Annotated in this window: 23 protein-coding genes, 1 riboswitch and 1 other annotated feature; of the genes, 14 read left to right on the top strand and 9 right to left on the bottom strand. The window is 41.9% G+C overall.

What is annotated here, in order from left to right; translation table 11 throughout:
• Positions 1 to 723: 723 nt before the first annotated feature.
• Positions 724 to 2,316 carry a phosphoenolpyruvate carboxykinase (ATP) gene (pckA, locus tag LD028_RS17520; RefSeq protein ID WP_237812541.1) on the bottom strand — a complete coding sequence of 531 codons (1,593 nt, stop codon included), beginning with the start codon at positions 2,314 to 2,316 and terminating at the stop codon, positions 724 to 726.
• Between the two features lie 173 nt (positions 2,317 to 2,489).
• Positions 2,490 to 2,598: riboswitch (SAM riboswitch) on the top strand.
• A gap of 120 nt (positions 2,599 to 2,718) precedes the next feature.
• Between pckA and metK the strand changes: the two genes are divergently transcribed.
• Positions 2,719 to 3,924, top strand: a complete 1,206-nt coding sequence (metK, locus tag LD028_RS17515; RefSeq protein WP_237812540.1) for a methionine adenosyltransferase — start codon at positions 2,719 to 2,721, stop codon at positions 3,922 to 3,924.
• Between the two features lie 44 nt (positions 3,925 to 3,968).
• Here metK and LD028_RS17510 read toward each other — a convergent pair whose 3' ends face one another.
• Together LD028_RS17510 and LD028_RS17505 are read right to left on the bottom strand one after the other, a co-directional pair.
• Positions 3,969 to 4,487, bottom strand: coding sequence for a phosphatase PAP2 family protein (locus LD028_RS17510; protein WP_237812539.1), 519 nt, complete (start codon positions 4,485 to 4,487; stop codon positions 3,969 to 3,971).
• Positions 4,488 to 4,560: 73 nt separating this feature from the next.
• Positions 4,561 to 5,091, bottom strand: a complete 531-nt coding sequence (locus LD028_RS17505) for a gamma carbonic anhydrase (RefSeq protein WP_237812538.1) — start codon at positions 5,089 to 5,091, stop codon at positions 4,561 to 4,563.
• An 82-nt stretch (positions 5,092 to 5,173) separates the two neighbouring features.
• Here LD028_RS17505 and LD028_RS17500 point away from each other — a divergent pair, with 82 nt between their 5' ends.
• Together LD028_RS17500 and LD028_RS17495 are read left to right on the top strand one after the other, a co-directional pair.
• A complete protein-coding gene (locus LD028_RS17500; RefSeq protein WP_171700371.1) occupies positions 5,174 to 5,992 on the top strand; it encodes an alpha/beta hydrolase in 819 nt (272 codons plus the stop codon).
• A complete protein-coding gene (locus LD028_RS17495) occupies positions 5,967 to 7,037 on the top strand; it encodes a tetraprenyl-beta-curcumene synthase family protein (RefSeq protein ID WP_237812537.1) in 1,071 nt (356 codons plus the stop codon). Before LD028_RS17500 ends, LD028_RS17495 begins: the two co-directional genes overlap by 26 nt.
• Before the next feature lie 97 nt (positions 7,038 to 7,134).
• On the opposite strand, the gene mnmM is transcribed toward LD028_RS17495, so the two are convergent.
• Both mnmM and mnmL read right to left on the bottom strand, forming a co-directional pair.
• Positions 7,135 to 7,707 carry a tRNA 5-(aminomethyl)-2-thiouridylate-methyltransferase MnmM gene (mnmM, locus tag LD028_RS17490; RefSeq protein WP_035020069.1) on the bottom strand — a complete coding sequence of 191 codons (573 nt, stop codon included), beginning with the start codon at positions 7,705 to 7,707 and terminating at the stop codon, positions 7,135 to 7,137.
• Positions 7,707 to 8,657, bottom strand: coding sequence for a tRNA modification radical SAM protein MnmL/YtqA (mnmL, locus tag LD028_RS17485; RefSeq protein ID WP_237812536.1), 951 nt, complete (start codon positions 8,655 to 8,657; stop codon positions 7,707 to 7,709). Before mnmL ends, mnmM begins: the two co-directional genes overlap by 1 nt.
• A 124-nt stretch (positions 8,658 to 8,781) precedes the next feature.
• Here mnmL and LD028_RS17480 point away from each other — a divergent pair, with 124 nt between their 5' ends.
• Together LD028_RS17480 and LD028_RS17475 are read left to right on the top strand one after the other, a co-directional pair.
• Positions 8,782 to 9,045 carry a YtzC family protein gene (locus tag LD028_RS17480; RefSeq protein ID WP_003397789.1) on the top strand — a complete coding sequence of 88 codons (264 nt, stop codon included), beginning with the start codon at positions 8,782 to 8,784 and terminating at the stop codon, positions 9,043 to 9,045.
• 10 nt (positions 9,046 to 9,055) lie between these two features.
• Complete coding sequence (locus LD028_RS17475) at positions 9,056 to 9,196, top strand: hypothetical protein (protein WP_237812535.1); 141 nt, start codon at positions 9,056 to 9,058, stop codon at positions 9,194 to 9,196.
• Between the two features lie 36 nt (positions 9,197 to 9,232).
• On the opposite strand, the gene LD028_RS17470 is transcribed toward LD028_RS17475, so the two are convergent.
• On the bottom strand, positions 9,233 to 10,009 hold the full coding sequence (locus tag LD028_RS17470) for a hypothetical protein (protein ID WP_237812534.1): 777 nt from the start codon (positions 10,007 to 10,009) through the stop codon (positions 9,233 to 9,235).
• Positions 10,010 to 10,198: 189 nt separating this feature from the next.
• Positions 10,199 to 10,411, top strand: a binding site (T-box leader).
• Between the two features lie 62 nt (positions 10,412 to 10,473).
• On the opposite strand from LD028_RS17470, the gene leuS reads away from it, so the two are divergent.
• Positions 10,474 to 12,891, top strand: coding sequence for a leucine--tRNA ligase (gene leuS, locus LD028_RS17465; RefSeq protein ID WP_237812533.1), 2,418 nt, complete (start codon positions 10,474 to 10,476; stop codon positions 12,889 to 12,891).
• Between the two features lie 58 nt (positions 12,892 to 12,949).
• Complete coding sequence (locus LD028_RS17460) at positions 12,950 to 13,246, top strand: rhodanese-like domain-containing protein (RefSeq protein ID WP_077429243.1); 297 nt, start codon at positions 12,950 to 12,952, stop codon at positions 13,244 to 13,246.
• Positions 13,247 to 13,283: 37 nt separating this feature from the next.
• Here the strand turns inward: LD028_RS17460 and LD028_RS17455 are convergent, their stop codons facing one another.
• Positions 13,284 to 14,549, bottom strand: coding sequence for a BaiN/RdsA family NAD(P)/FAD-dependent oxidoreductase (locus LD028_RS17455; protein ID WP_237812587.1), 1,266 nt, complete (start codon positions 14,547 to 14,549; stop codon positions 13,284 to 13,286).
• Between the two features lie 100 nt (positions 14,550 to 14,649).
• Here LD028_RS17455 and LD028_RS17450 point away from each other — a divergent pair, with 100 nt between their 5' ends.
• Positions 14,650 to 16,275: a putative polysaccharide biosynthesis protein gene (locus LD028_RS17450; RefSeq protein WP_237812532.1), complete on the top strand. Its 1,626-nt coding sequence runs from the start codon at positions 14,650 to 14,652 to the stop codon at positions 16,273 to 16,275.
• A 14-nt stretch (positions 16,276 to 16,289) separates the two neighbouring features.
• On the opposite strand, the gene LD028_RS17445 is transcribed toward LD028_RS17450, so the two are convergent.
• The gene (locus tag LD028_RS17445; protein WP_237812531.1) at positions 16,290 to 16,553 is read right to left on the bottom strand and encodes a hypothetical protein; all 264 of its coding nucleotides are present in this window, start codon (positions 16,551 to 16,553) and stop codon (positions 16,290 to 16,292) included.
• A gap of 106 nt (positions 16,554 to 16,659) precedes the next feature.
• Here LD028_RS17445 and LD028_RS17440 point away from each other — a divergent pair, with 106 nt between their 5' ends.
• Positions 16,660 to 17,382: a pseudouridine synthase gene (locus LD028_RS17440; protein ID WP_309240419.1), complete on the top strand. Its 723-nt coding sequence runs from the start codon at positions 16,660 to 16,662 to the stop codon at positions 17,380 to 17,382.
• A 38-nt stretch (positions 17,383 to 17,420) separates the two neighbouring features.
• Here the strand turns inward: LD028_RS17440 and LD028_RS17435 are convergent, their stop codons facing one another.
• Positions 17,421 to 17,642: a DeoR family transcriptional regulator gene (locus LD028_RS17435; RefSeq protein ID WP_012574138.1), complete on the bottom strand. Its 222-nt coding sequence runs from the start codon at positions 17,640 to 17,642 to the stop codon at positions 17,421 to 17,423.
• A 170-nt stretch (positions 17,643 to 17,812) separates the two neighbouring features.
• Between LD028_RS17435 and pepV the strand changes: the two genes are divergently transcribed.
• The 5 genes from pepV (at position 17,813) to LD028_RS17410 (ending at position 22,085) form a co-directional block, all read left to right on the top strand.
• Positions 17,813 to 19,216 carry a dipeptidase PepV gene (gene pepV / locus LD028_RS17430; RefSeq protein WP_237812585.1) on the top strand — a complete coding sequence of 468 codons (1,404 nt, stop codon included), beginning with the start codon at positions 17,813 to 17,815 and terminating at the stop codon, positions 19,214 to 19,216.
• An 86-nt stretch (positions 19,217 to 19,302) separates the two neighbouring features.
• The gene (locus LD028_RS17425; protein WP_237812530.1) at positions 19,303 to 20,454 is read left to right on the top strand and encodes an MFS transporter; all 1,152 of its coding nucleotides are present in this window, start codon (positions 19,303 to 19,305) and stop codon (positions 20,452 to 20,454) included.
• A 32-nt stretch (positions 20,455 to 20,486) separates the two neighbouring features.
• The gene (gene thpR / locus LD028_RS17420) at positions 20,487 to 21,017 is read left to right on the top strand and encodes an RNA 2',3'-cyclic phosphodiesterase (RefSeq protein ID WP_237812529.1); all 531 of its coding nucleotides are present in this window, start codon (positions 20,487 to 20,489) and stop codon (positions 21,015 to 21,017) included.
• A gap of 22 nt (positions 21,018 to 21,039) precedes the next feature.
• Positions 21,040 to 21,417: a CidA/LrgA family protein gene (locus tag LD028_RS17415; RefSeq protein ID WP_237812528.1), complete on the top strand. Its 378-nt coding sequence runs from the start codon at positions 21,040 to 21,042 to the stop codon at positions 21,415 to 21,417.
• On the top strand, positions 21,414 to 22,085 hold the full coding sequence (locus LD028_RS17410; protein WP_237812527.1) for an LrgB family protein: 672 nt from the start codon (positions 21,414 to 21,416) through the stop codon (positions 22,083 to 22,085). The genes LD028_RS17415 and LD028_RS17410 overlap by 4 nt, the downstream gene beginning before the upstream one ends.

Genomic DNA, 22,085 nt, shown 5'->3' with positions numbered 1-22,085 from the left:
ATTTGGCGTTTTTAGTGTGCTCGGCATGGGTGCAATCTCTAGGGTGAAAGTCCCGAACTGCGAAGGCAGAAGTAGCAGTTAGTTTAACGCAAGGGTGTCCGTGGTGACGCGGAATCTGAAGGAAGCGGGCGGCAAACTTCCGGTCTGAGGAACACGAACTTCATATAAGGCTAGAACTTCATATAAGGCTAGAACTTCATATAAGGCTAGAACTTCATATAAGGCTAGGTATCATTGGGTGAGTTTGCTAAACAAAACAAAGCCCTTTCTGCCGAAGGTGATACAGAGTAAATGAAGCAGATAGATGGAAGGAAAGATTGCACTCTTACCCGAGGAGGTCTGATGGATACGTGAAGTACGCTTCATAACCTACTTCGTGATAAGTAGCTGAACCATCAGAAGTCAGCAGAGGTCGTCGTACGAATCGGTCTAGAACGATTCGGAAGAACCGAACAATCAAGAGAAAATAGCCCTTGGCTTCAGTCCGTCATGATGAACCCAGAAAACGAAGTGCCTCCCAAGAGAAAGGAAACGGTGAATCCCGTGGGGGATCTCTTGGAGGGTGGAGTGACGACTGGCATAAGAAGATCAGCTATTTACGGAAGGAAGAAGAACGATGCTCTTAAATCAAAAAAATTTCTTGCGTCACTGATCTTGATTGAACCGCCGTATACGGAACCGTACGTACGGTGGTGTGAGAGGACGGAGGTTAATCACCTCCTCCTACTCGATTGCGATCGGTCCGCCGAGCTGTTCAATGCGTGGATCAACGTTTGTGAATTTTTTAAAGTTTTCCCGGAACTTCGCCGCGAGCTCTTTTGCTTTTTGTTCATATGCTTCCTGATCTGCCCATGTGCTTTTCGGTTGTAACACTTCATCAGGCACACCGGGAACGTGAAGCGGGATATGAAGACCGAAAATAGGATCTTGAACAGTTTCTACGTTGTTTAATTCTCCTTCTAACGCCGCTTTTACCATCGCGCGTGTATACGATAGCTTCATTCGTTCACCAACGCCGTATCCACCACCAGTCCAACCGGTGTTTACTAAAAACACTTGAACACCGTGGGCGTCAATTTTTTGACCAAGCATGTCTGCGTAACGCGTTGCAGGAAGCGGTAAAAACGGTGAACCGAAGCATGTAGAAAATGTTGCTTCCGGCGCTGTCACTCCGCGTTCTGTGCCCGCTAACTTGCTCGTATAGCCGCTTAAGAAATGGTACATTGCTTGTTCTTTCGTTAATTTACTAATTGGCGGCAATACGCCGAACGCATCTGCTGTTAAAAAGACGATTGTATGCGGATGGCCAGCAACGCTCGGCTGCACGATATTATCCATCGCTTCGAGCGGATATGCTGCGCGCGTATTTTCAGTTAATGTTGCATCGTCATAGTTTGGTATGCGCGTGTCTGGGTCAACGATGACGTTTTCTAATACAGAGCCGAAGCGAATCGCATCAAAAATTTGTGGCTCTTTTTCACGTGATAAGTTAATGCATTTGGCATAACATCCGCCTTCAATATTAAAGACACCGTTGTTTGACCAACCGTGCTCGTCATCGCCAATTAACCGACGGTTTGGATCAGCAGAAAGCGTTGTTTTCCCTGTGCCTGATAAACCGAAAAAGAGCGCGACATCGCCTTCTTGACCGACGTTTGCTGAGCAGTGCATCGGGAAGATTCCTTGCTCTGGCAATAAAAAGTTCATGACAGAGAAAATCGATTTTTTCATTTCCCCTGCATATTCTGTTCCACCAATTAGTACAGTGCGGCGCTCGAATGAGATGATAATAAACGTTTCTGAACGCGTGCCATCAATAGATGGATCAGCTTTAAATGTTGGTGCAGAAATGACTGTAAATTGTGGTTCATGTGTTTGTAATTCTTCCGCTGTTGGACGAATGAACAATTGATGAGCAAATAAGTTATGCCAAGCAAATTCGTTGACCACTTGAATCGGCAAACGATAAGCTGGATCTGCGCCTGCAAAGCCATTAAATACAAATAGTTCTTCTTTTGTCATTAAATAATCGATCACTTTGTTGTAAAGCTTATCAAATACCTCTTCAGAAATAGGTTGATTGACAGTTCCCCAATCAATTTTATGTTTCACAGACGGTTCTTCGACAATATATTTATCCTTTGGAGAACGGCCTGTATATTTCCCAGTTGTTGCACAAATTGCTCCTGATGAAGTTAGGATGCCTTCTTTCCGAGTTAGTACTTTTTCTACTAGTCGTGGTACAGATAAGTTATGAAAAACCCCATCCCTTTGTAAGAGTGTTGATAATTTGTTTGTCAGTTCAATGGAATTCATTGGACAAAACCTACCTTTGTTTGATTTATCTTTATGTAAAAAGTATAACACATTTTAATAAATAGTCCATACTAATTCGTGTATTTTTCTTCAGTTTAATTTCAAAATAATCCATATAGAAAAACGTTGACTCGTTTCGTACGGATGTGGTATGATGCTGAAATGAACGGATACTCTTATCCCGAGTTGGTGGAGGGAGACAGGCCCGATGAAACCCAGCAACCGTCACATACGTGAAAAGGTGCTAACCTGTGGCAAGGGAACGCCCTTGAACGATAAGAGTGAAAGGCGCAGACAAATGCAAAAACCTTTCCTCTGAGGGAAAGGTTTTTTTCACGATAGACCATAATAAGAGGGATGAGTACCGTATCATTTGTCATTATACTGAGGAGGAATGTTTGAATGCCTAAACGTCGTCTGTTTACATCTGAATCTGTAACGGAAGGGCATCCGGATAAAATTTGTGACCAAATTTCCGATGCGATTTTAGATGCGATTTTAGCAAATGATCCAAATGCGCGTGTTGCGTGCGAAACGAGTGTAACAACAGGACTTGTTTTAGTGAGCGGAGAAATTACAACATCTACATATGTAGATATTCCGAAAATTGTCCGTGAAACGATTCGTGGAATTGGCTATACGCGTGCAAAATACGGTTTTGACGCAGATACGTGCGCCGTATTAACATCCATTGATGAACAATCTCCAGATATTGCGATGGGTGTTGACAAAGCGTTAGAAGCTCGTGAAGGACAAATGACAGATGAAGAAATCGAGGCGATCGGTGCAGGAGACCAAGGATTAATGTTTGGCTTCGCGTGCAACGAAACGAAAGAGCTTATGCCGCTTCCAATTTCACTTGCCCATAAGCTTGCGCGCCGTTTAGCAGAAGTGCGTAAAGAGGACATTTTACCATACTTACGCCCGGACGGAAAAACGCAAGTGACAGTGGAGTATGATGAAAACGGCAAACCTGTACGCATTGATACGATCGTTGTTTCCACACAACATCATCCAGAAATTACGCAAGATCAAATTGTGCGCAACATTAAAGAACATGTTATTCAACCTGTCGTTCCAGCGGAGTTGATCGATGAAAATACAAAATATTTCATTAACCCAACAGGTCGTTTCGTCATCGGTGGTCCACAAGGTGACGCAGGGTTAACAGGACGCAAAATTATCGTTGACACTTACGGTGGTTATGCTCGTCACGGCGGTGGGGCTTTCTCAGGAAAAGACCCAACGAAAGTAGACCGCTCGGCAGCATATGCGGCTCGTTACGTAGCGAAAAACATTGTCGCAGCAGGCCTTGCAGATAAATGTGAAGTGCAATTAGCATATGCGATCGGTGTGGCACAACCTGTATCGATCTCAATCGACACGTTCGGCACAGGCAAAGTGTCTGAAGATGTATTAATTGAAGTGGTGCGCAACAACTTTGATCTTCGCCCAGCAGGCATTATTAAAATGCTTGACCTTCGCCGTCCAATTTACAAACAAACAGCTGCTTACGGCCACTTTGGTCGCACAGATATTGATCTCCCTTGGGAGCGTACAGATAAAGCAGAAGCGTTAAAACAACAAGCATTAGAGTTAGCGAAGTAAGGAAAAGAGGAGAGTTACAAGATGTAGCTCTCCTTTCCTATTTTTTAAGTAAGAACAGAAAATGAAGCAATACCAAATAACGTACCGAGCATACAACCAGCAAGTACATCAGAAGGATAATGAAGCCCTAAATAAATGCGCGAAATAGCAACGCTACATGCGATCGGCAAGAGCCAGATTGTTAATGACGGGGCGTATAGTAAAAATGGGACGATGACAGAAAATATTGCAGTCGTATGTCCTGATGGAAATGAATGGTCAGTTAATGGGTTTTTTGTTACTTTCGTTTTATGCAGTGAAATATACGGTCGTTTGCGAGGATATATTTTTTTCATCATTGCGACAGGAATATGGCTGAGTGCTAAGGCGATCGCACTTGCGATAGCAGTATCGCGCCATTCATCCCGCAATAGCCAAATGGCTAGCATAACCGATGTAATTGAAAATGTAGCCCCTCCAACGTGTGTAATTGAACGAAAATAGGTGTTTAGCCATTTTTGATCAAAATAACGATTAATGCTGTAAAACAACTTGCACTCCCAATCGTACCATTTTCGTAACATAAGCAAATCCCCCTGATTTTATGATAAAATACATATGTGAAGTCAATAATAAAACAATGTAAAAATACCACGCTTATTTGTCGCGTGGTTTGTTTACTTGAAGTGATTTATAATATTGTCCTTTTTCGACATATTCGCGACGAATGCGTGCCATTTCACGCTCATCTTCTTCAGTTAATTCACGAATCACTTTCGCAGGACGACCGAATGCAAGTGTGCGTGGCGGGATTTTTTTTCCTTGTGGAACGAGGCTGCCAGCGCCGATAAACGCACCTTCACCAATTTCGGCACCGTCTAAGATGATCGAACCCATGCCGATGAGTGCGCCTCTTTTGATGATCGCACTATGCAAAATGACTTGATGTCCGACGGTGACATCATCTTCAATGATCAGTGGATTGTTTGGGCTTTGGTGAAGGACAGAGTTGTCTTGGATGTTTACACGGTTGCCGATGATCGTTGGTGCGACATCTCCACGAATGACAGTGTTAAACCAAACACTCGTTTCCTCTCCAATTGTTACATCACCTGTAATAGTGACGTAATCGGCGATGAAAGCAGAACGTGCGATGTTTGGTGTATGTTCTTTATATGGATAAATCATTTCACTCGTCCCTTTCGTTTCGTTTTGTTATATTTAGTGTACAAATTTTTCGGCTATTCGTAAACATAAAGGAGGGGTGTATATGTGGAAATGGGAAGGAGAAAATGCAAAAGGAACGATCGTGATCGTTCACGGTGCGGCTGAGCATCATGGACGATATAAATGGCTTATTGAAATGTTTCGCATGCACGGTTTTCATGTTGTTGCAGGAGATTTACCAGGGCAAGGAACGACATCACGCAGTCGAAGAGGACATATTGATTCCTTTGACGAATATATCGAAGCGGTTGCCAGTTGGGTGCATGAAGCAAGCGTGTATGAACAGCCTGTTTTTTTACTCGGTCACAGCATGGGGGGGCTCGTCGTCATTCGTACATTGCAAGAAAAGCGTCTTCCTGTGCGCGGTGTCATTTTATCTTCTCCATGTTTAGGGCTCGTTCACTATCCGTCCAAAGCACTTGAAATCGCTTCGCACATTTTAAATGTCATTCATCCGAAAAAGCGTTTTCCATCAGGGTTAACGGTGGAGATGGCGACTCGAAATGAAGAAGTGCGTGAGATGGATAAAAACGATTCATTATACGTGACGAAAGTGTCTGTTCGCTGGTATCGTGAGCTAGTCAAAGCCATTCGGATTGCTCATGATAAAATTGCGGACTTACCAGACGTTCCGATGCTTGTCATGCAGGCGGGAGATGATAAAATTGTCGATAAAAGTGCAGTGAAATCATGGTTTGATCAGTTGACGGTAAGTGAAAAAGTGTATAAAGAATGGCCAAAACTATATCACGAGATTTTTAACGAACTTGAACGTGAACAAGTATTTTTATATGCCCATACGTTTTTAACTTTGCAGCTGCAAAGGGGTGAACTCATTGAACGTTCCAACAAATCCGTTTAGTCTAATGCGAGCTGTCTATCATCGCGTTTTTCCGCTTGTTCACCGGGAACTAGCCGTTTGGAAAAAAAGAGCAGAAGCTATTCCAGATGAAGAATTGCGCAAACAGGCGTTAGCGAGTATCGCAACAAAAACGTTTCATTGCGAAGGGGGCGCGATTTTAGCTTTACTGGCGGGAAAAGAAATGGAGCGATGCATTCGTTTTATCGTTGCTTATCAAACGATTAGCGATTACCTCGATAATTTATGCGATCGCAGTACGTCGCTTGATCCGACTGACTTTCGTGCGTTGCACGATTCAATGATCCATGCGTTAACTATTGGAGCAAAAAAAGAGGCATATTATCGTTATCGTGCCGAACAAGATGACGATGGCTATTTGCATGCTCTTGTCGATACGTGCCAAGAAATGTTGGGAGGAGTTCAACATTATGAAGTGATCGCTCCATTTTTACATGAACTTGCATCATATTATTGTGACTTACAAGTACATAAACATGTAAAAAAAGAAGAGCGCATTCCGCGCTTGAAGCAATGGTTCGCTAAACATGAAGCATCGTTGCCGAAAATGGAGTGGTACGAATTTTCCGCTTGTTCTGGTTCAACGCTCGGTATTTTTTGTCTAGTTGCTTACGCCTGCAACGATGCGTTCGATCAGCTTCTTGCACAACGTGTGCGCAACAGCTATTTTCCATACGTACAAGGGCTGCACATTTTGCTTGATTATTTCATTGATCAAGAGGAAGACCGACAAGGTGGAGATTTAAATTTTTGCTTTTATTATCCGAATGAGGAGACGCTATTTGCTCGTTTACGTCATTTCATTGAAGAGGCAGATCGCCATATTGCACAATTGCCACATCGTGAATTTCATCGCTTTATTCATCGTGGCTTGCTCGGATTATATTTATCAGATGAAAAAGTGCATGAGCAAGAAACCATTCGTAAGCTAGCGAAACAATTGTTGCGTTCTGGCGGCATGACATCCCACTTCTTTTACTGGAATGGCCGAATGTATCGAAAATGGCAAAGATGGATGTATGCGTAAGAAAACGGATGTATCATGGAAGCTTGTTTGTTCATTTAGAAGACATATTTCACTAACAAAACAAAAGTAGCGATAGGGAGAACCGATCGCTACTTTTTTACCTCTTCTCAATCGCAACAATAAACGGTGGATGATTGATTTGATTTATAAATTCGTATCGTACGACGTGTGCACGTTGTTGATCGATTGTTGAAACGTATTGCAAAAGGGCATCACGTTCGATTGCTCCTTCGGGATGACCGTGGTAAATGACGAGAACGATGATTCCTTCAGGGGCCATGATCTCAAGCAATTGTTCAATCGCAGCAATCGTTGAGTTTGGCTTTGTGACAATTTGTTTATCTCCCCCGGGCAAATAACCGAGATTAAACATCGCTCCGGTAATGCGTCCTTTATATTCGGAAGGGATATGTGCATGAAGTTCCGCGTGGCTTGCTTGCACGAGCGTGACACGTGTTTCCATATGATGTTCGTGCAATCGTTTTGTCGTATTTTCAATCGCTTGCGCTTGAATGTCGAACCCGAACACATGTCCAGACTGGCCAACACGTTCCGCTAAATAAAGCGTATCGTGGCCGTTACCAACCGTTGCATCGACGACGATATCGCCCTCTTTGACTGCTAAGTCGATAAGCGAGCGCGCAAACGGCAAAATGCGCATCAGTTTCATCATCTTTCTTCCTTTCGCACATATTTTTTCCCTTGATAACTATTGCGTCGCTCCAATTCAGCATCGATGGCATTTAACACTTCCCACTTATTGACGCTCCACATCGGACCGATCATTAAATCGATAGGGCCGTCCCCTGTAATCCGATGAACAATCATTTCTGGCGGTAATACTTCTAACTGATCACAAACGAGTTGAACATACTCATCGAACGTTAAAAAGCGAAGCATTCCTTTTTCATATTGTTTCACCATCGGCGTTCCTTTTAACAAATGAAGCAAATGGATTTTAATCCCTTGCACATCTAAATGAGCGACCGTCTTTGCTGTTTCCATCATCATGTCATACGTTTCAAGCGGTAATCCGTTAATAATATGGGCACAAACACGAATGCCATGTTTACGTAGCTTTTGTACTCCTTCTACATAGCACGAAAAGTCATGTGCGCGATTAATTAAAGTAGCCGTTTGTTCATGAACGGTTTGCAAGCCAAGCTCGACCCATAAATACGTTCGCTCATTCAATTCGGCTAAATAGTCAACGACATCGTCAGGTAAACAATCGGGGCGTGTAGCGATTGATAAACCGACGACACCTTCTAAATGTAACACCGTTTCGAATTTTTCACGCAAGACGTCAACGGGTGCATGCGTATTTGTGAACGCTTGAAAATAGGCGATGTATTTGCCATCTTTCCATTTCGTATGCATTTTTTCTTTAATCGTATGAAATTGCGTTACTAAGTCGTCCGTTCGTCTACCTGCAAAATCACCGGAACCGGCAGCGCTACAAAATGTGCAACCGCCATACGCGACGGTGCCATCACGATTCGGACAATCAAATCCTGCATCAAGCGACACTTTAAACACTTTTTCACCGAACGTTTGGCGTAAATGATAATTCCATGTATGGTATCGTTTCTTGTCGTTTGTATATGGAAAAGGATTCATGTTTATCACCTCGCATCATTTTAGCATTGTAGCACGTTTCAAGCGAGAAACTCAACGGTGCTGTGATAAATGACAAGAAAATGTACAAACTATAAAGCGATACGAAAGAAAGGAAGGGATGCGTATGGCAACAAGACAGTCGATGGATGAATTTTTGCAGCATTGTGAAGATGTGCTTCGCTATGCAAAAGAGCAATATACAGAAGCAAGCAAGCTTGAACATTATAACGATACAGAATATGTAAAAGCCCAGCAAATGCTCGAACATGCCGTGACCGATTTGGCGCATTTTTCGTTAAGTTGTAACGCCCAACAGCGCGAGCAATTGCATCGCATGCGCCTGCAGCTTGAACAATTACAAAACGATATGATTTTACTTCGTCACTAGGAGGAAAACGATGAAAAAACGTTCGAAACAAAACAATCCAGAACAAAAAACGTTGCATGCGAAAGATTTCGGTGATCCGGTAAAAGAAGTGAAACAAAGGAATGTGAAAAAAGGGCAAGAAGCAAAAGCGGAATATCATAATGAAACGTAATTTCCCCACTCGGACATGCTCCGGGTGGGGAATCACTCAGTTTTTTAAAAAAATATTGTCTAGTTTTTCTTTAGTAAGGTTTGTCACCCCGTAAAAAACAGGATCAATATATGTGCTTGATGCTTTTCCTGCTAATTCATATTCAATTTTTGGTGAAACAATATAAAAGTGAGCGTTTTGTTCTGCCTTTTCAGCAAGAGTAAAATACATATTTATTGTTTCGTTTGGACTTACACTCCGTTTTTCTGATTTATCGTTTATTTTTACATCTTTTGTCTGTAAATAAGTGTTTTCTACAGTTACACCCTTTATTTGAATCGTATGTTCTGAAATGTTTTTCAGCTTTGCTTGAAAAAATTGCGTATTTGGATAAGCTGTCACATACTCATTTTGTGGAGTAAATATTTCTTTCTCGTCTACAGCTAACTTGATTTGACCGATCGGGAATGTCTCTTTATATTTTTGATCAAATATGAGAGTTATTTTAGATAGTGTCGCGCTACTTACCTCTTTTAAACGTAAATTTACAGCGATATTAAATAATTGAAAGTCTTTGTATTTATCACCTTTGATAAGATCATATTGCATGTCATCGATTGCGTGTGAGATTCCGGGAAAATCGATAGATGTCACGTTTGTTAGAGAGCTGTCACTTAATAAAATGAAGTTAAGAACAAAAGGAGCATCTTTTTTTGCTACATATACACCGTCCCATTTCCCGAAAACAATAAATTTTTTCATTTGTTCCGACTGGCATCCGAGAATAAGAAAACTGATGAGAATAGAGAAGATGAGAAAAAATTTTTTCATCATTTATTGTCAACTCCCTTTCATTTTAGTGTATAATAACCTAATCATAATAAAATAACTACCTGAAATATTTTTAATTATTTTATACTTTTTGTATCATGTGTATCATCTATATGATTGAGCAGCCATGCTTAAATACACTTGCAACGAGGGTGTAAATTTTTTAAAATAATGTGTATAACGAAATAATGGAAAATGACGGTGAAAAGGAGTAGTAGTAAACAAATGGCATGCAGAGAGTTGACGGGTGGTGCGAGTCAACCGAAGTTTGTTTACGAACTCGCCTTGGAGTCGCGTGTGCGAATGAAGTAGCATGCGCCGTGAATCTGCGTTAATGATGAAAGTGAGTGCACGATTCGTGCGCTAACAAGGGTGGTACCGCGGGAGAATCCTCTCGTCCCTTTTTGGGATGGGAGGTTTTTTGTTTTTCATTTTTGTTAAAAATGGATTAAAAGGAGGTTTGTCACGTGAGTTTTAATCATCGAGAAATCGAAAAAAAATGGCAAAAGTATTGGGAAGAAAATAAAACGTTTAAAACGACAGAAGACGACGGAAAGCGAAAGTTTTATGCGCTTGACATGTTCCCGTATCCATCAGGGGCGGGATTGCACGTTGGTCATCCAGAAGGATACACAGCGACGGACATTTTAGCGCGCATGAAACGCATGCAAGGGTATAACGTATTGCATCCGATGGGGTGGGATGCGTTCGGATTGCCAGCGGAGCAATACGCACTGGATACAGGAAATGATCCAGCCGAATTTACAGAAAAAAATATTAACAACTTCCGCCGTCAAATTAAATCGCTCGGTTTTTCATATGACTGGGATCGCGAAGTGAATACAACTGATCCAAACTATTACAAATGGACACAATGGATTTTCCTAAAGCTATATGAAAAAGGATTAGCGTACATGGATGAAGTGCCGGTCAACTGGTGCCCAGCATTAGGAACGGTATTAGCGAATGAAGAAGTGATCGATGGAAAAAGCGAGCGCGGGGGACACCCAGTCATTCGTAAGCCGATGAAACAATGGATGCTTCGCATTACGGCATATGCGGACCGTTTACTTGAAGATTTAGAAGAATTAGACTGGCCTGAAAGCATAAAAGAAATGCAACGCAACTGGATCGGCCGTTCAGAAGGAGCAAATATTCATTTTCAAGTTGATGGACATGATGAAACGTTTACGGTGTTTACAACGCGTCCAGATACGTTATTTGGAGCCACTTATGCGGTGCTTGCCCCTGAACATCCGCTCGTTGAGAAAATTACAACACCTGAGCAAAAAGAAGCGGTTGAAGCTTATTTAAAACAAATTCAAAGCAAAAGCGATCTTGAGCGCACCGATTTAGCGAAAGAAAAAACAGGTGTATTTACAGGAGCTTACGCGATCAACCCAGCCAATGGGGAAAAATTGCCGATTTGGATCGCTGATTACGTGCTAATGAGCTACGGTACAGGCGCCATCATGGCGGTACCAGCGCATGATGAGCGAGATTATGAATTTGCGAAAAAATTCAATTTGCCGATCAAACAAGTCGTTGCCGGTGGCGACATTTCAAAAGAAGCGTACACAGGCGATGGGGAACATGTGAACTCTGATTTCTTAAACGGTTTAAATAAAGAAGAAGCAACGAAAAAAATGATCGAATGGCTAGAGGCCAACGGAAAAGGAGAGAAAAAAGTATCGTATCGCCTTCGCGATTGGTTATTTAGCCGACAACGTTATTGGGGCGAACCGATTCCGATTATCCATTGGGAAGACGGAACGATGACACCAGTGCCAGAGGAAGAGTTGCCGCTTGTGTTGCCGAAGACAGATGAAATTAAACCGTCAGGCACAGGAGAGTCTCCACTAGCAAACATCGAAGAATGGGTGAACGTTGTTGACCCGAAAACAGGCAAAAAAGGTCGCCGCGAAACGAATACGATGCCACAGTGGGCAGGAAGCTGCTGGTACTACTTGCGTTACATCGATCCGCATAACGATAAACAATTAGCCGATCCTGAAAAACTAGAAAAATGGCTACCTGTTGACATCTATATTGGTGGGGCAGAACATGCTGTATTGCACTTGTTATACGCGCGTTTTTGGCATAAGTTTTTATATGATATTGGCGTTGTACCGACAAAAGAGCCATTCCAAAAGCTATTTAACCAAGGAATGATTCTTGGGGAAAATAATGAAAAAATGAGCAAATCAAAAGGAAATGTCGTCAATCCAGACGATATTGTTGAAAGTCATGGGGCGGACACATTACGTTTATACGAAATGTTTATGGGGCCTTTAGAAGCATCGATTGCATGGTCGACAAAGGGGCTTGACGGTGCACGTCGCTTTTTAGATCGCGTATGGCGCTTATTTGTTGAAGAAAACGGTGAATTAAATCCAAAAATCGTTGACAATCCAGAAACAGATACGCTTGAGCGCGTATATCATCAAACAGTGAAAAAAGTAACCGAAGATTACGAAGCGCTTCGTTTCAATACAGCGATTTCACAGTTAATGGTGTTTATTAATGAAGCATATAAAGCGCCTGTATTACCGAAAGTGTATATGGAAGGATTCGTGAAGTTATTGTCGCCAGTTTGTCCTCATATTGCTGAGGAATTATGGGAGAAGCTTGGACATAACAATACGATTGCATATGAAGCTTGGCCAGCATATGATGAAGCGAAATTAGTTGAAGATGAAGTTGAAATCGTCATTCAAGTAAACGGAAAAGTGCGTGCGAAATTACACGTTCCTGCAGATGCAACGAAAGAGCAACTTGAACAATTGGCGATGGAAGACGAAAAAATTAAAGAACAAATTGAAGGAAAAACGGTGCGTAAAGTGATCGCTGTACCAGGAAAATTAGTGAACATTGTTGCAAATTAATGTACAAAGCCTCTCGCACATGTGGCGGGGGGCTTTCGCTAAAGAAAGGAAGAGATTGATGAAAGAAATGACAGCCGCTCAATTAAAACAAATAATGCAAACGGGAGAGCGTGTCCATATCATTGATGTACGCGAAGATGAAGAAGTCGCTTTCGGAATGATTCCATCAGCGATTCATATAAAAATGGGGGACATTCCTGAACGAATGAGTGAACTAGACAAACAGAAAACATATGTGATTATTTGTCGTTCTGGCGTGCGTAGTGAACACGTTTGCCGTTATTTAGAGGCACATGGGTATGATGTTTGTAACGTCATTGATGGCATGCTTGGCTGGAATGGAGAACTTGTATAACATAGAAGGAACCAATAAGATCGCTTGATCGGCGATCTTATTGGTTTGCATACATAGCAGCATGCATACCTGCAAGCCGACCGGTCACGAGCGCTGCGGTAATATTATAGCCACCTGTATAGCCGTGAATATCTAAAATTTCCCCACAAAAATAAAGACCATTCATCAGCTTGGATGCCATTTCTTTCGGGTGGACTTCTTTGACGGATACTCCTCCACCTGTGACGAACGCTTTTTCAAGCGGCAACGTGCCATGTACGGAAAAAGAAAATTTTTTTAATAACGAAACGAACATCCGCACTTTCTCACGACTGAGTGTGCTTGCGACCGTTTGTGGATCGATCTTCGTCTGTTCTAATAAAAACAATACATATCGCTCTGGGAGAGAGATCGTTCCCTTGACAATAGTTTTTATCGTTTTTTTCGGCTCCTCTTTCATCGTGTGCACAATACGTTGAAATAATGTCTCTTCTTTTTCGTCTGGCAGTGCATCGATTGTCATGATCGTAGAAGGCTGTTTTTTTAACTGTTTCACAACGAACTGGCTACATCGTAGTGCAGCGGGCCCAGAAATACCAAAATGTGTAAAAATCATATCCATTCGATGTGTGACGATTGGTTTTCCTTTTTCGTTTAACACACTTAATGCTACATCGCGTAGTGATAATCCTTGTAACGTTCGCTTTTGAATAAATGGTTCATGTGAAACAATCGGCACTTCGGTTGGAAACAGTTCTGTAATCGTATGTCCAGCTTTTTCTGCCCATGCGTAGCCGTCCCCTGTCGAACCGGTATGTGGCACAGATTTCCCTCCGACGGCGACGACAACTGCTTTCGTTTGAATGACTTCCCCTGTTTGTAGCCTCACGCCATAAACAGCCCCGTCTTTATATTCAATATCTTTTACAGGGGTATGGACGCGAATGTCGACGCGCAATCGTTTTAACTCGCGAAGAAGGGCTTGTACGACAGATTGCGCACTATCGCTCACCGGAAACATACGACCGTGGTCTTCTTCTTTTAACGGAACACCGAGTCGTTCAAAAAAGCGAATAATATCTTCATTATTAAACATTGAAAATGCGCCATATAAAAAACGACCGTTCCCTGGAATGTGTTGAATAAGTTCATCGACTGGTCGTCTATTTGTCACATTGCAACGCCCGCCGCCAGAAATAGCTAATTTTCGTCCGAGCTTATCTCCCTTATCAAGGAGGAGCACACGCTTACTTCGTTCCCCAGCGGCGATGGCTGCCATGAGTCCTGACGGTCCTCCACCGATGACTATAACATCATATGTCATCACTTTCACGCCCTTTCTGTTATGATTATAATGATTTTATGAAAAAGAAAAAAGTGTGCTAAAATAAGTGAAGCAATGAATCCGTTAAGGAAGGGATAATATGTCATCATCAAAGTTGTTAAGAGGCACATTTATTTTAACGGGAGGCGTGTTTTTATCGCGCATATTAGGTCTTATATATGTCTTCCCATTTTATCAGCTTGTTGGGAAACAAGGGGGAGCGCTTTATTCGTACGGTTACGTTCCATATACGTTGTTTATTAGTATTGCAACGATGGGGGTGCCGCTTGCGGTATCAAAGTTTGTCTCGAAATACAATGCACTTGGAGAATATGCGATTGGCCGAAAATTGTTTCGTTCAGGGATAACGTTAATGGCAATTACAGGGTTCCTCGCTTGGCTTGTTTTGTATATGAGTGCACCGCTATTAGCACCGTTCGTTGTCAATGATGACGGACATGGCAATTCCATTGCTGATGTCACTTCTGTCATTCGTGCAGTCAGTTTCGCTTTATTGCTTGTGCCGATGATGAGTTTAATTCGTGGTTTTTTTCAAGGGCATGAGTCAATGGGGCCGACAGCGTTGTCGCAAGTTGTTGAACAACTTGTACGCATCGTCTTTTTGCTTGCGGGTAGCTACATCGTGCTGCGCATTTTCGATGGCTCACTTGTGACGGCTATTCAAGTGGCGACGTTTGCAGCATTTATCGGTGCCGTTGGTGGACTAGCTGTTTTATTTATGTATTGGTTTAAGCGGAAATCGTTTTTAGATGAACTATTAAAACAAGATCGTGGCACGGTCCATATGTCATTAACAGAAATGTATAAAGAATTGATCGCCTATGCTGCGCCTTTTGCTTTTGTTGGCTTAGCGATGCCATTATATCAATTGATTGACCAATTTACGTTTAATAAAGCGATGGCAAGTATCGGGCTCGGTGCGATTTCTGAGGACGCATACGGTATTTTTAACGTATGGGCGCAAAAACTCGTCATTATTCCGGTCACGTTAGCAACGTCGTTTAGCTTAACGCTTATTCCCACCATTACGAAAGCTTACGTGCAAGGGGAAAGCAAGCGGTTACGAAAATATTTAAACGACACGTTTCAAGTCGTTATGTTTATTACGTTGCCTGCAGTTATTGGCATGGCTCTTTTATCTGAATACGTATATGCTGCGTTTTATAGCTATGATCCACTAGGAACGGAAGTGTTGCGGGCATATGCGCCAACAGCTATTTTCTTTGCCTTATTTTCTGTGACAGCAGCTATTTTGCAAGGAATTAATAAACAAAAATTTACTGTAATTAGTTTAACGATTGGGCTTTTGTTTAAATTGTTGTTTAACTATATACTGATCGTTTCGTTTGAAACGGTAGGGGCTATTTTGGCAACGACAATCGGATATGCTTTATCGGTCGGGTTAAACTTATGGGTTATTCAGCGTTATACAAATTATCGGTATCATTTTGTTGCCAAGCGTGTATTGTTTATGGGAATTTTGACGACAATGATGTGCGCAGTCGTTTGGCCGATTGTGAAGCTCCTCGATCGTTTCCTTCATTACAACGGTAGCATGATCCAATCGGTGATTATTGTTGCATGTGGTGGGGGAATCGGAGCAGCTGTTTATTTTTATTTAAGTGAACGTTCGAACTTGTTATATGCGTTATTTGGAAATCGGTTTTCATTTTTTAGAAAAAAAGAAAAGAAGGCTGTGTCATAGCCTTCTCCTTTGTATTAGAAGTCGCTGCTAAACGGGAATCCGAGCTGGCGCTCAACGCGTTGGAGACGTCGGTTTAAATTGTTAATTTGTTGTTGTTGACGTTCTGTTATGCGCTCAAGGCGATCAACACGGCGTTCAAGGGAACCACTTGGAAAATTTGGTGTACCCGGAAATCCTGGTGTTCCTGGAAATCCTATCGGAAATCCCGGTGTAAACGGAGAGCCTCCGTAATACGGCATGCCCGGCATTTGTTGTTGCTGTTGTTGGCGTTCGTCCATTTAGAAAACTCCTTTCGCTTTAGTTGTTACGTAGGCAGTATATGTGACAATTGACATCGATGTATGGACGAACGCCTAAAAATGAAAAACATTTGGAGGGGTTTTAGTGCTGCGAATTGATAAACTGTTAGCAAATATGGGCTATGGAACGAGAAAAGAAGTGAAAAAATTATTGAAAGCAGGCGTTGTCAAAGTCGATGGAACGATCGTTAAAGATGCAAAAATACATGTCGATCCAAAAGCACAAGTTGTCACTGTGTGGGGAGAAGAAGTGGAGTATAAACCGTTCATTTATTTAATGATGAACAAGCCAAAAGGGGTCATTTCAGCAACGGAAGATGCGGTGGAAGAAACGGTTGTTGACTTGTTAGAAGAGGAAGATCGTATGTTCAATCCATTTCCTGTCGGACGGCTTGACAAAGATACGGAAGGGCTATTGTTGTTAACAAATGATGGACAACTTGCCCATCAGCTACTGTCGCCGAAAAAACATGTGCCGAAGATATATGAAGCAATTATTGATGGGGAAGTGACTGAAGATGATGTTGTCGCTTTTCAACGCGGTGTTGTGCTCGATGATGGATACGAAACAAAGCCGGCAGAGCTTGTGGTCATCCGCTCGGGTTTGCGTTCAGACGTACGAATTACAATTACAGAAGGAAAGTTTCATCAAATTAAACGAATGTTTCAAGCGGTCGGTAAACGTGTCATTTACTTAAAGCGCATACAAATGGGGCCAATCCCGCTTGATGAAACGTTAGAACCGGGAGAGTATCGTGAATTGACAGATGAAGAAATTGCTTTATTAAAAGGAGAAGACAAAAAATAGGAACCTGCACCGCTCAGGTTCCGTCTATATCCATTTCGTTATGACGACATCTTCACTCTTTTTTTAGTTGTTGTCCATTTACCTTTGCTAGGGCTGTGAATTAAGTCGTTGTATGCTAACACGTTTAAATCCCGCTGAATCGTTCGTGGAGTAATGCCGAATTCGTCCACGAGCTCTTGCGTTGTCACTGTCCCTCTCTCATTAATGAACATGTAGACGGACTTAATACGGGTTAGCATGCGATCGGTAGATGGTTTCAAATGATCACTCCCTATCGTCACATCATTCGCATGGTACAACAAAGATGAAAAACTAGATGTCTCACTATTTATTTTACACGAAAACATACGAAAAATGCTATAAATTTGCTGAATTTTACACAATATTTACACAATTAATACCATATTTTTCTTAAGGAAAGGTGAAAGTGATGACGAGTATGAACTGGATGGAAGAAGTGAAGAAGCGAGAAAAAGCGCTTTTGCAAGATTTACAAACATTTTTGCGTATTCCGAGTGTACGCAATGAACAAACAGCAACAGAAGAAGCCCCGCTAGGAAAAGAAGTGTATGAAGCACTTTGTTACATGTTGAAACGTGGGGAAGAAGAAGGATTTGTTGTGAAAAACGTTGATGGGTTGGCTGGACATATTGAAATGGGTCATGGAGAAGAGATGGTTGGTATTTTATGTCATGTTGACGTTGTTCCTGCTGGTGACGGATGGACGTTTGATCCGTTTGGGGCAACGATTGTAGATGGGAAAATTTACGCACGTGGTGCATTAGATGATAAAGGGCCGACGATTGCTGCCTTTTATGCAATGAAAATTGTAAAAGAGCTTGGATTACCATTATCTAAACGCGTGCGCATGATTATTGGAACAGACGAAGAAAGCGATTGGCAATGCGTCGAACGATATTTTCAAACCGAGCCAATGCCGACGCTCGGATTTGCCCCAGATGCCGACTTTCCGATTATTTACGCTGAAAAAGGCATTGCCGATTTTGATCTTATTCAACAACCAATGAATCAACAAATGGATGCAGTTCTTCTTTCATTTCAAGCCGGTCGTCGATACAATATGGTTCCTGATTTTGCAGAGGCTGTTTTGCAGTTAACGAACGGAAACGATATGAAAGATCGTTTTATCAAATTTTTACAAGTACACACACTTGAAGGTGAGGTGTATGTAGATGGCGAAACGATGAAGTTATGTGTTCGCGGTGTTTCTGCGCATGGGATGGAACCAAACAACGGAGTGAATGCAGGGCTATGGCTTGCAAAATTTTTAGCAGATGAAACACTCGATCCACAAGCAAACGAATTTGTTCGTTTCGTTTCTCAATACTTTTATGGAGATACGCGCGGAAAGCAATTAGGGGTTGCGCATACAAATGAGGAATTAGGAGATTTAACGATCAATGTCGGTGTTCTTTCATATACGAGTGAGCATGGTGGGAAGATGGGTATCAATTTACGTTACCCTGTGACGAGCGACATTGCCCATACGAAAGAAGTGATCGAGCGAGTCGCAAACGGTCATCACTTTACGTTATCAAACTTTTCTAACTCTTCACCCCACTATGTAGCAAAAGACCATCCGCTCGTTCAAACGTTGCAACGCGTTTATGAAGAACAGATGGGAGAACGAGCATCATTGCTTGCGATCGGTGGGGGGACATATGCGCGTTCTTTACAAGCAGGGGTAGCGTTTGGTCCGTTATTCCCAAATCGCCCAGATGTTGCGCACCAAAAAGATGAGTATATGTTTATCGATGATTTACTTAAAGCAACAGCCATTTACGCCCAAGCGATTTATGAATTAGCAAAATGACAATTTCCAAAAATATGTTATAATGAAAAGTGCCGTCGATCATGACGGTACTTTTCGTCATTTTATATTGATATGGGGGATTTTTTGTGTATACACGTATTTTTCGCATATTTTACTTTTTGCAGTTTTTTAGTTTCGGCTCGCTTTTTCCATTATTATCTGTGTATTTAAAAGATGAAGTCGGATTGTCGGGAACGGAAATCGGGATGATTATGTCGATTAGTCCGATCGTTATGATTTTTATCCAGCCAATTTGGGGAATGATAAGCGATTATACGCGTAAGCCAGTTCAAGTGTTAATCGTATCTTTATTAGGTACAGCTTTTTTTGGTTTTATGTATTCGTTCGTTCATTCATATGCATGGTTGCTTGTGATTGCCGCACTGCTTGCAGTCACGCAAAGTGGTATCGTTCCATTGTCTGACAGTATTACGCTTCATTATGTACAAAAGGCGAATGAACGATATGGATCGATCCGTCTTTGGGGTGCGCTTGGATTTGCTGCTGCTGTTCCAGTTGCTGGGCAAGTAGCTGAGTGGTTCGATCTTCGTTTTATTTTTTACATTTTCGTTGCTTTGCTCATTATTTCGAGTGTGCTTGCATGGAAGTTGCCGCGAGAACAGTCAAGTGCAAAAGTGAACATCCGAGAAGGAATGAAAGAGTTAATTCATATTCCTCGGTTTCTTTTATTTTTGTTAACGACGTTTCTTGTTTTCGGTCCCGTTTATGCTAATAATTTTTATTTCGGCATTTTGATTACTGATTTAGGTGGAACGCTTACAGGGGTAGGACTTGCTTTTTTATTAGCGGCGGGAAGTGAAGCGCCGTTTATGAAATTTGCTGACGGCGTCGTCCGAAAGTTTGGGATGATGAATGTGTTATTCGTTGCGACAGCTTTGTCTTGTGCTCGTTGGTTGTTTTATTTTTTTGAACCACCTTTAATGATCGTGTATGCCACGACAATTGTACAAGGGGCGTCTGTCGGTTTGTTTATTCCAGCTGCCCTTCAATATGTGCGTGACATTACCCCTGCACACGTGCGTACGACGGCTGTATCGCTTTATGCGACAGTTGGAAATGGACTGGGTAGTTGGTTTTGTACATTTGTAGGTGGATATATTTTAGAACGTTGGACAATCGAGCATGTATATTTATTTTTTGGATTGTTGACATTTGGAGGAATGGTCATTTTTGCTTGGCAGTCAAAAAAGGCGTTGCGAAAACTACATGAATTTTGATAAAATTTAGAAAATTAAAGGTGGGACGATATATGCATTACTTTTTGGCAATACCTTTGCCAAATGAAGTAAAAAAGCAGTTGTATAGCTTTATATCTGAATGGAAAGCGCCATTTCGTTTGTTCGTTCATGAAGAAGATTATCATATTACACTTGCATTTTTAGGGAGGACAACGGAAGAAGAGCGGAAACAAATTGCAGGGTATATGCCAAAAGTAGTTCGAAAACATCAGTCATTTTCGTTACAGCTGAGCGAAGTTTATTCGTTTGGTTCTCGTATTTTATGGTATGGCGTAAAAGAAGAGTCCCGTTTGTTTTCCCTTCGTCAAGATGTGTATGACGTTTGCCGGCAGATAGGTTTTTCTCTTGATGCTCGACCGTTCACGCCACATATTACGTTGGCGAAAAAATGGAACGGATCGTTTCCGTTCTCACTTGAAACATATCCGAGAAAGATTGAAGGAGAAGACATTCGCTTTTTCGTACACGACGTTGTGCTATACGAAACACATATGGATCAAACGCCGAAATATAAGCCGTTGATGCGTTTTCCTCTTTCATAATTTAATAACAGGGGGAGAAGAGATGGGGGTTACGGTCATTCAAATCGGGGTATTGTATATGCTGTATATTTTTGGTTCAATTATTCAGCAACTGCTACACATCCCTATTCCAGGTAGTATGATAGGGATGTTGTTGCTATTTTTATTGTTAATGACCGGAATGGTGAAGGAAGAGTGGATTTCCCGTGGTGCTAACATGCTTTTGTCTCATTTAACACTTTTGTTTATTCCGGCAACTGTTGGCATCATTGATTATGTTGAACTTTTTTTAGGGAAAGGGATATGGTCTATTTTCGTTGTCATCGTGAGCACAATGATCGTCATGTTGTTTGCTGGTTTCATCGGTCAATGGGCACAAACACGTGAACAAAAGCGAATGCATGAGGTGAAAGGAGCATGATCGGCGCAATTATGCTTTTGTGGACGATTGTCGTGTATATGGCGATGCGCAAATTGTATGCTCGCTTTTATTTTCCTTTGCTTGTGCCAATCGCTACGAGCACAGTAGTCATCATCATCATGTTATCGCTTTTTCATTTGTCGTATGAACAATATATGAGCGGAGGAAAATGGCTTGTTCATTTGCTTGGACCAGCCGTTGTCGCGCTAGCTTTGCCGCTTTACCAACATCGGCATACGTTAAAACAGTTTTTATGGCCGTTGTTATGTAGTACATTTTTCGGGACGATCATTGGAATGGGTAGCGGTTTATTATTAGCGCGTCTTTTTCATTTACCAGAACGAGTTGTTCGCTCGATTATTCCGAAATCGGTTACTTCGCCTGTTGCGATGGATATTGCAAAGTTGATTGACGGTATACCGACGCTTGCAGCGGTATATGTCATGGTTGCAGGGATTTTTGGTGCCATGTTTGGACCGACTATTTTTCAACGCTTGCGTCTGACCACAGCTTTAGGGGTCGGGAGCGGACTAGGAGCGGCTTCACACGGCATCGGTACTGCAAAAGCGCTTGAAATTGGTAAAAAAGAAGCAGCGATTAGCTCGGTAGCGATGACATTAAGTGCAATTTTCGCTTCACTTCTTTGCCCGTTGTTGCTTTTGTTGTAG

Source organism: Anoxybacillus sp. LAT27 (genome assembly GCF_022030075.1).
Taxonomy (GTDB): domain Bacteria; phylum Bacillota; class Bacilli; order Bacillales; family Anoxybacillaceae; genus Anoxybacillus; species Anoxybacillus kestanbolensis.
This window is presented reverse-complemented; position numbering and strand designations above follow the sequence as displayed.

Coding starts and splice junctions, on each gene's coding strand:
- LD028_RS17500 (WP_171700371.1), top strand. CDS start 5,174: ATGTGGAAATGGGAAGGAGAAAATGCAAAAGGAACGATCGTGATCGTT.
- LD028_RS17480 (WP_003397789.1), top strand. CDS start 8,782: ATGGCAACAAGACAGTCGATGGATGAATTTTTGCAGCATTGTGAAGAT.
- LD028_RS17460 (WP_077429243.1), top strand. CDS start 12,950: ATGAAAGAAATGACAGCCGCTCAATTAAAACAAATAATGCAAACGGGA.
- LD028_RS17470 (WP_237812534.1), bottom strand. CDS start 10,009: ATGATGAAAAAATTTTTTCTCATCTTCTCTATTCTCATCAGTTTTCTT.
- LD028_RS17415 (WP_237812528.1), top strand. CDS start 21,040: ATGGGGGTTACGGTCATTCAAATCGGGGTATTGTATATGCTGTATATT.
- LD028_RS17475 (WP_237812535.1), top strand. CDS start 9,056: ATGAAAAAACGTTCGAAACAAAACAATCCAGAACAAAAAACGTTGCAT.
- LD028_RS17505 (WP_237812538.1), bottom strand. CDS start 5,091: ATGATTTATCCATATAAAGAACATACACCAAACATCGCACGTTCTGCT.
- LD028_RS17445 (WP_237812531.1), bottom strand. CDS start 16,553: ATGGACGAACGCCAACAACAGCAACAACAAATGCCGGGCATGCCGTAT.
- LD028_RS17510 (WP_237812539.1), bottom strand. CDS start 4,487: ATGTTACGAAAATGGTACGATTGGGAGTGCAAGTTGTTTTACAGCATT.
- metK (WP_237812540.1), top strand. CDS start 2,719: ATGCCTAAACGTCGTCTGTTTACATCTGAATCTGTAACGGAAGGGCAT.
- LD028_RS17455 (WP_237812587.1), bottom strand. CDS start 14,549: ATGACATATGATGTTATAGTCATCGGTGGAGGACCGTCAGGACTCATG.
- LD028_RS17410 (WP_237812527.1), top strand. CDS start 21,414: ATGATCGGCGCAATTATGCTTTTGTGGACGATTGTCGTGTATATGGCG.
- thpR (WP_237812529.1), top strand. CDS start 20,487: ATGCATTACTTTTTGGCAATACCTTTGCCAAATGAAGTAAAAAAGCAG.
- pepV (WP_237812585.1), top strand. CDS start 17,813: ATGACGAGTATGAACTGGATGGAAGAAGTGAAGAAGCGAGAAAAAGCG.
- pckA (WP_237812541.1), bottom strand. CDS start 2,316: ATGAATTCCATTGAACTGACAAACAAATTATCAACACTCTTACAAAGG.
- LD028_RS17450 (WP_237812532.1), top strand. CDS start 14,650: ATGTCATCATCAAAGTTGTTAAGAGGCACATTTATTTTAACGGGAGGC.
- mnmM (WP_035020069.1), bottom strand. CDS start 7,707: ATGAAACTGATGCGCATTTTGCCGTTTGCGCGCTCGCTTATCGACTTA.
- mnmL (WP_237812536.1), bottom strand. CDS start 8,657: ATGAATCCTTTTCCATATACAAACGACAAGAAACGATACCATACATGG.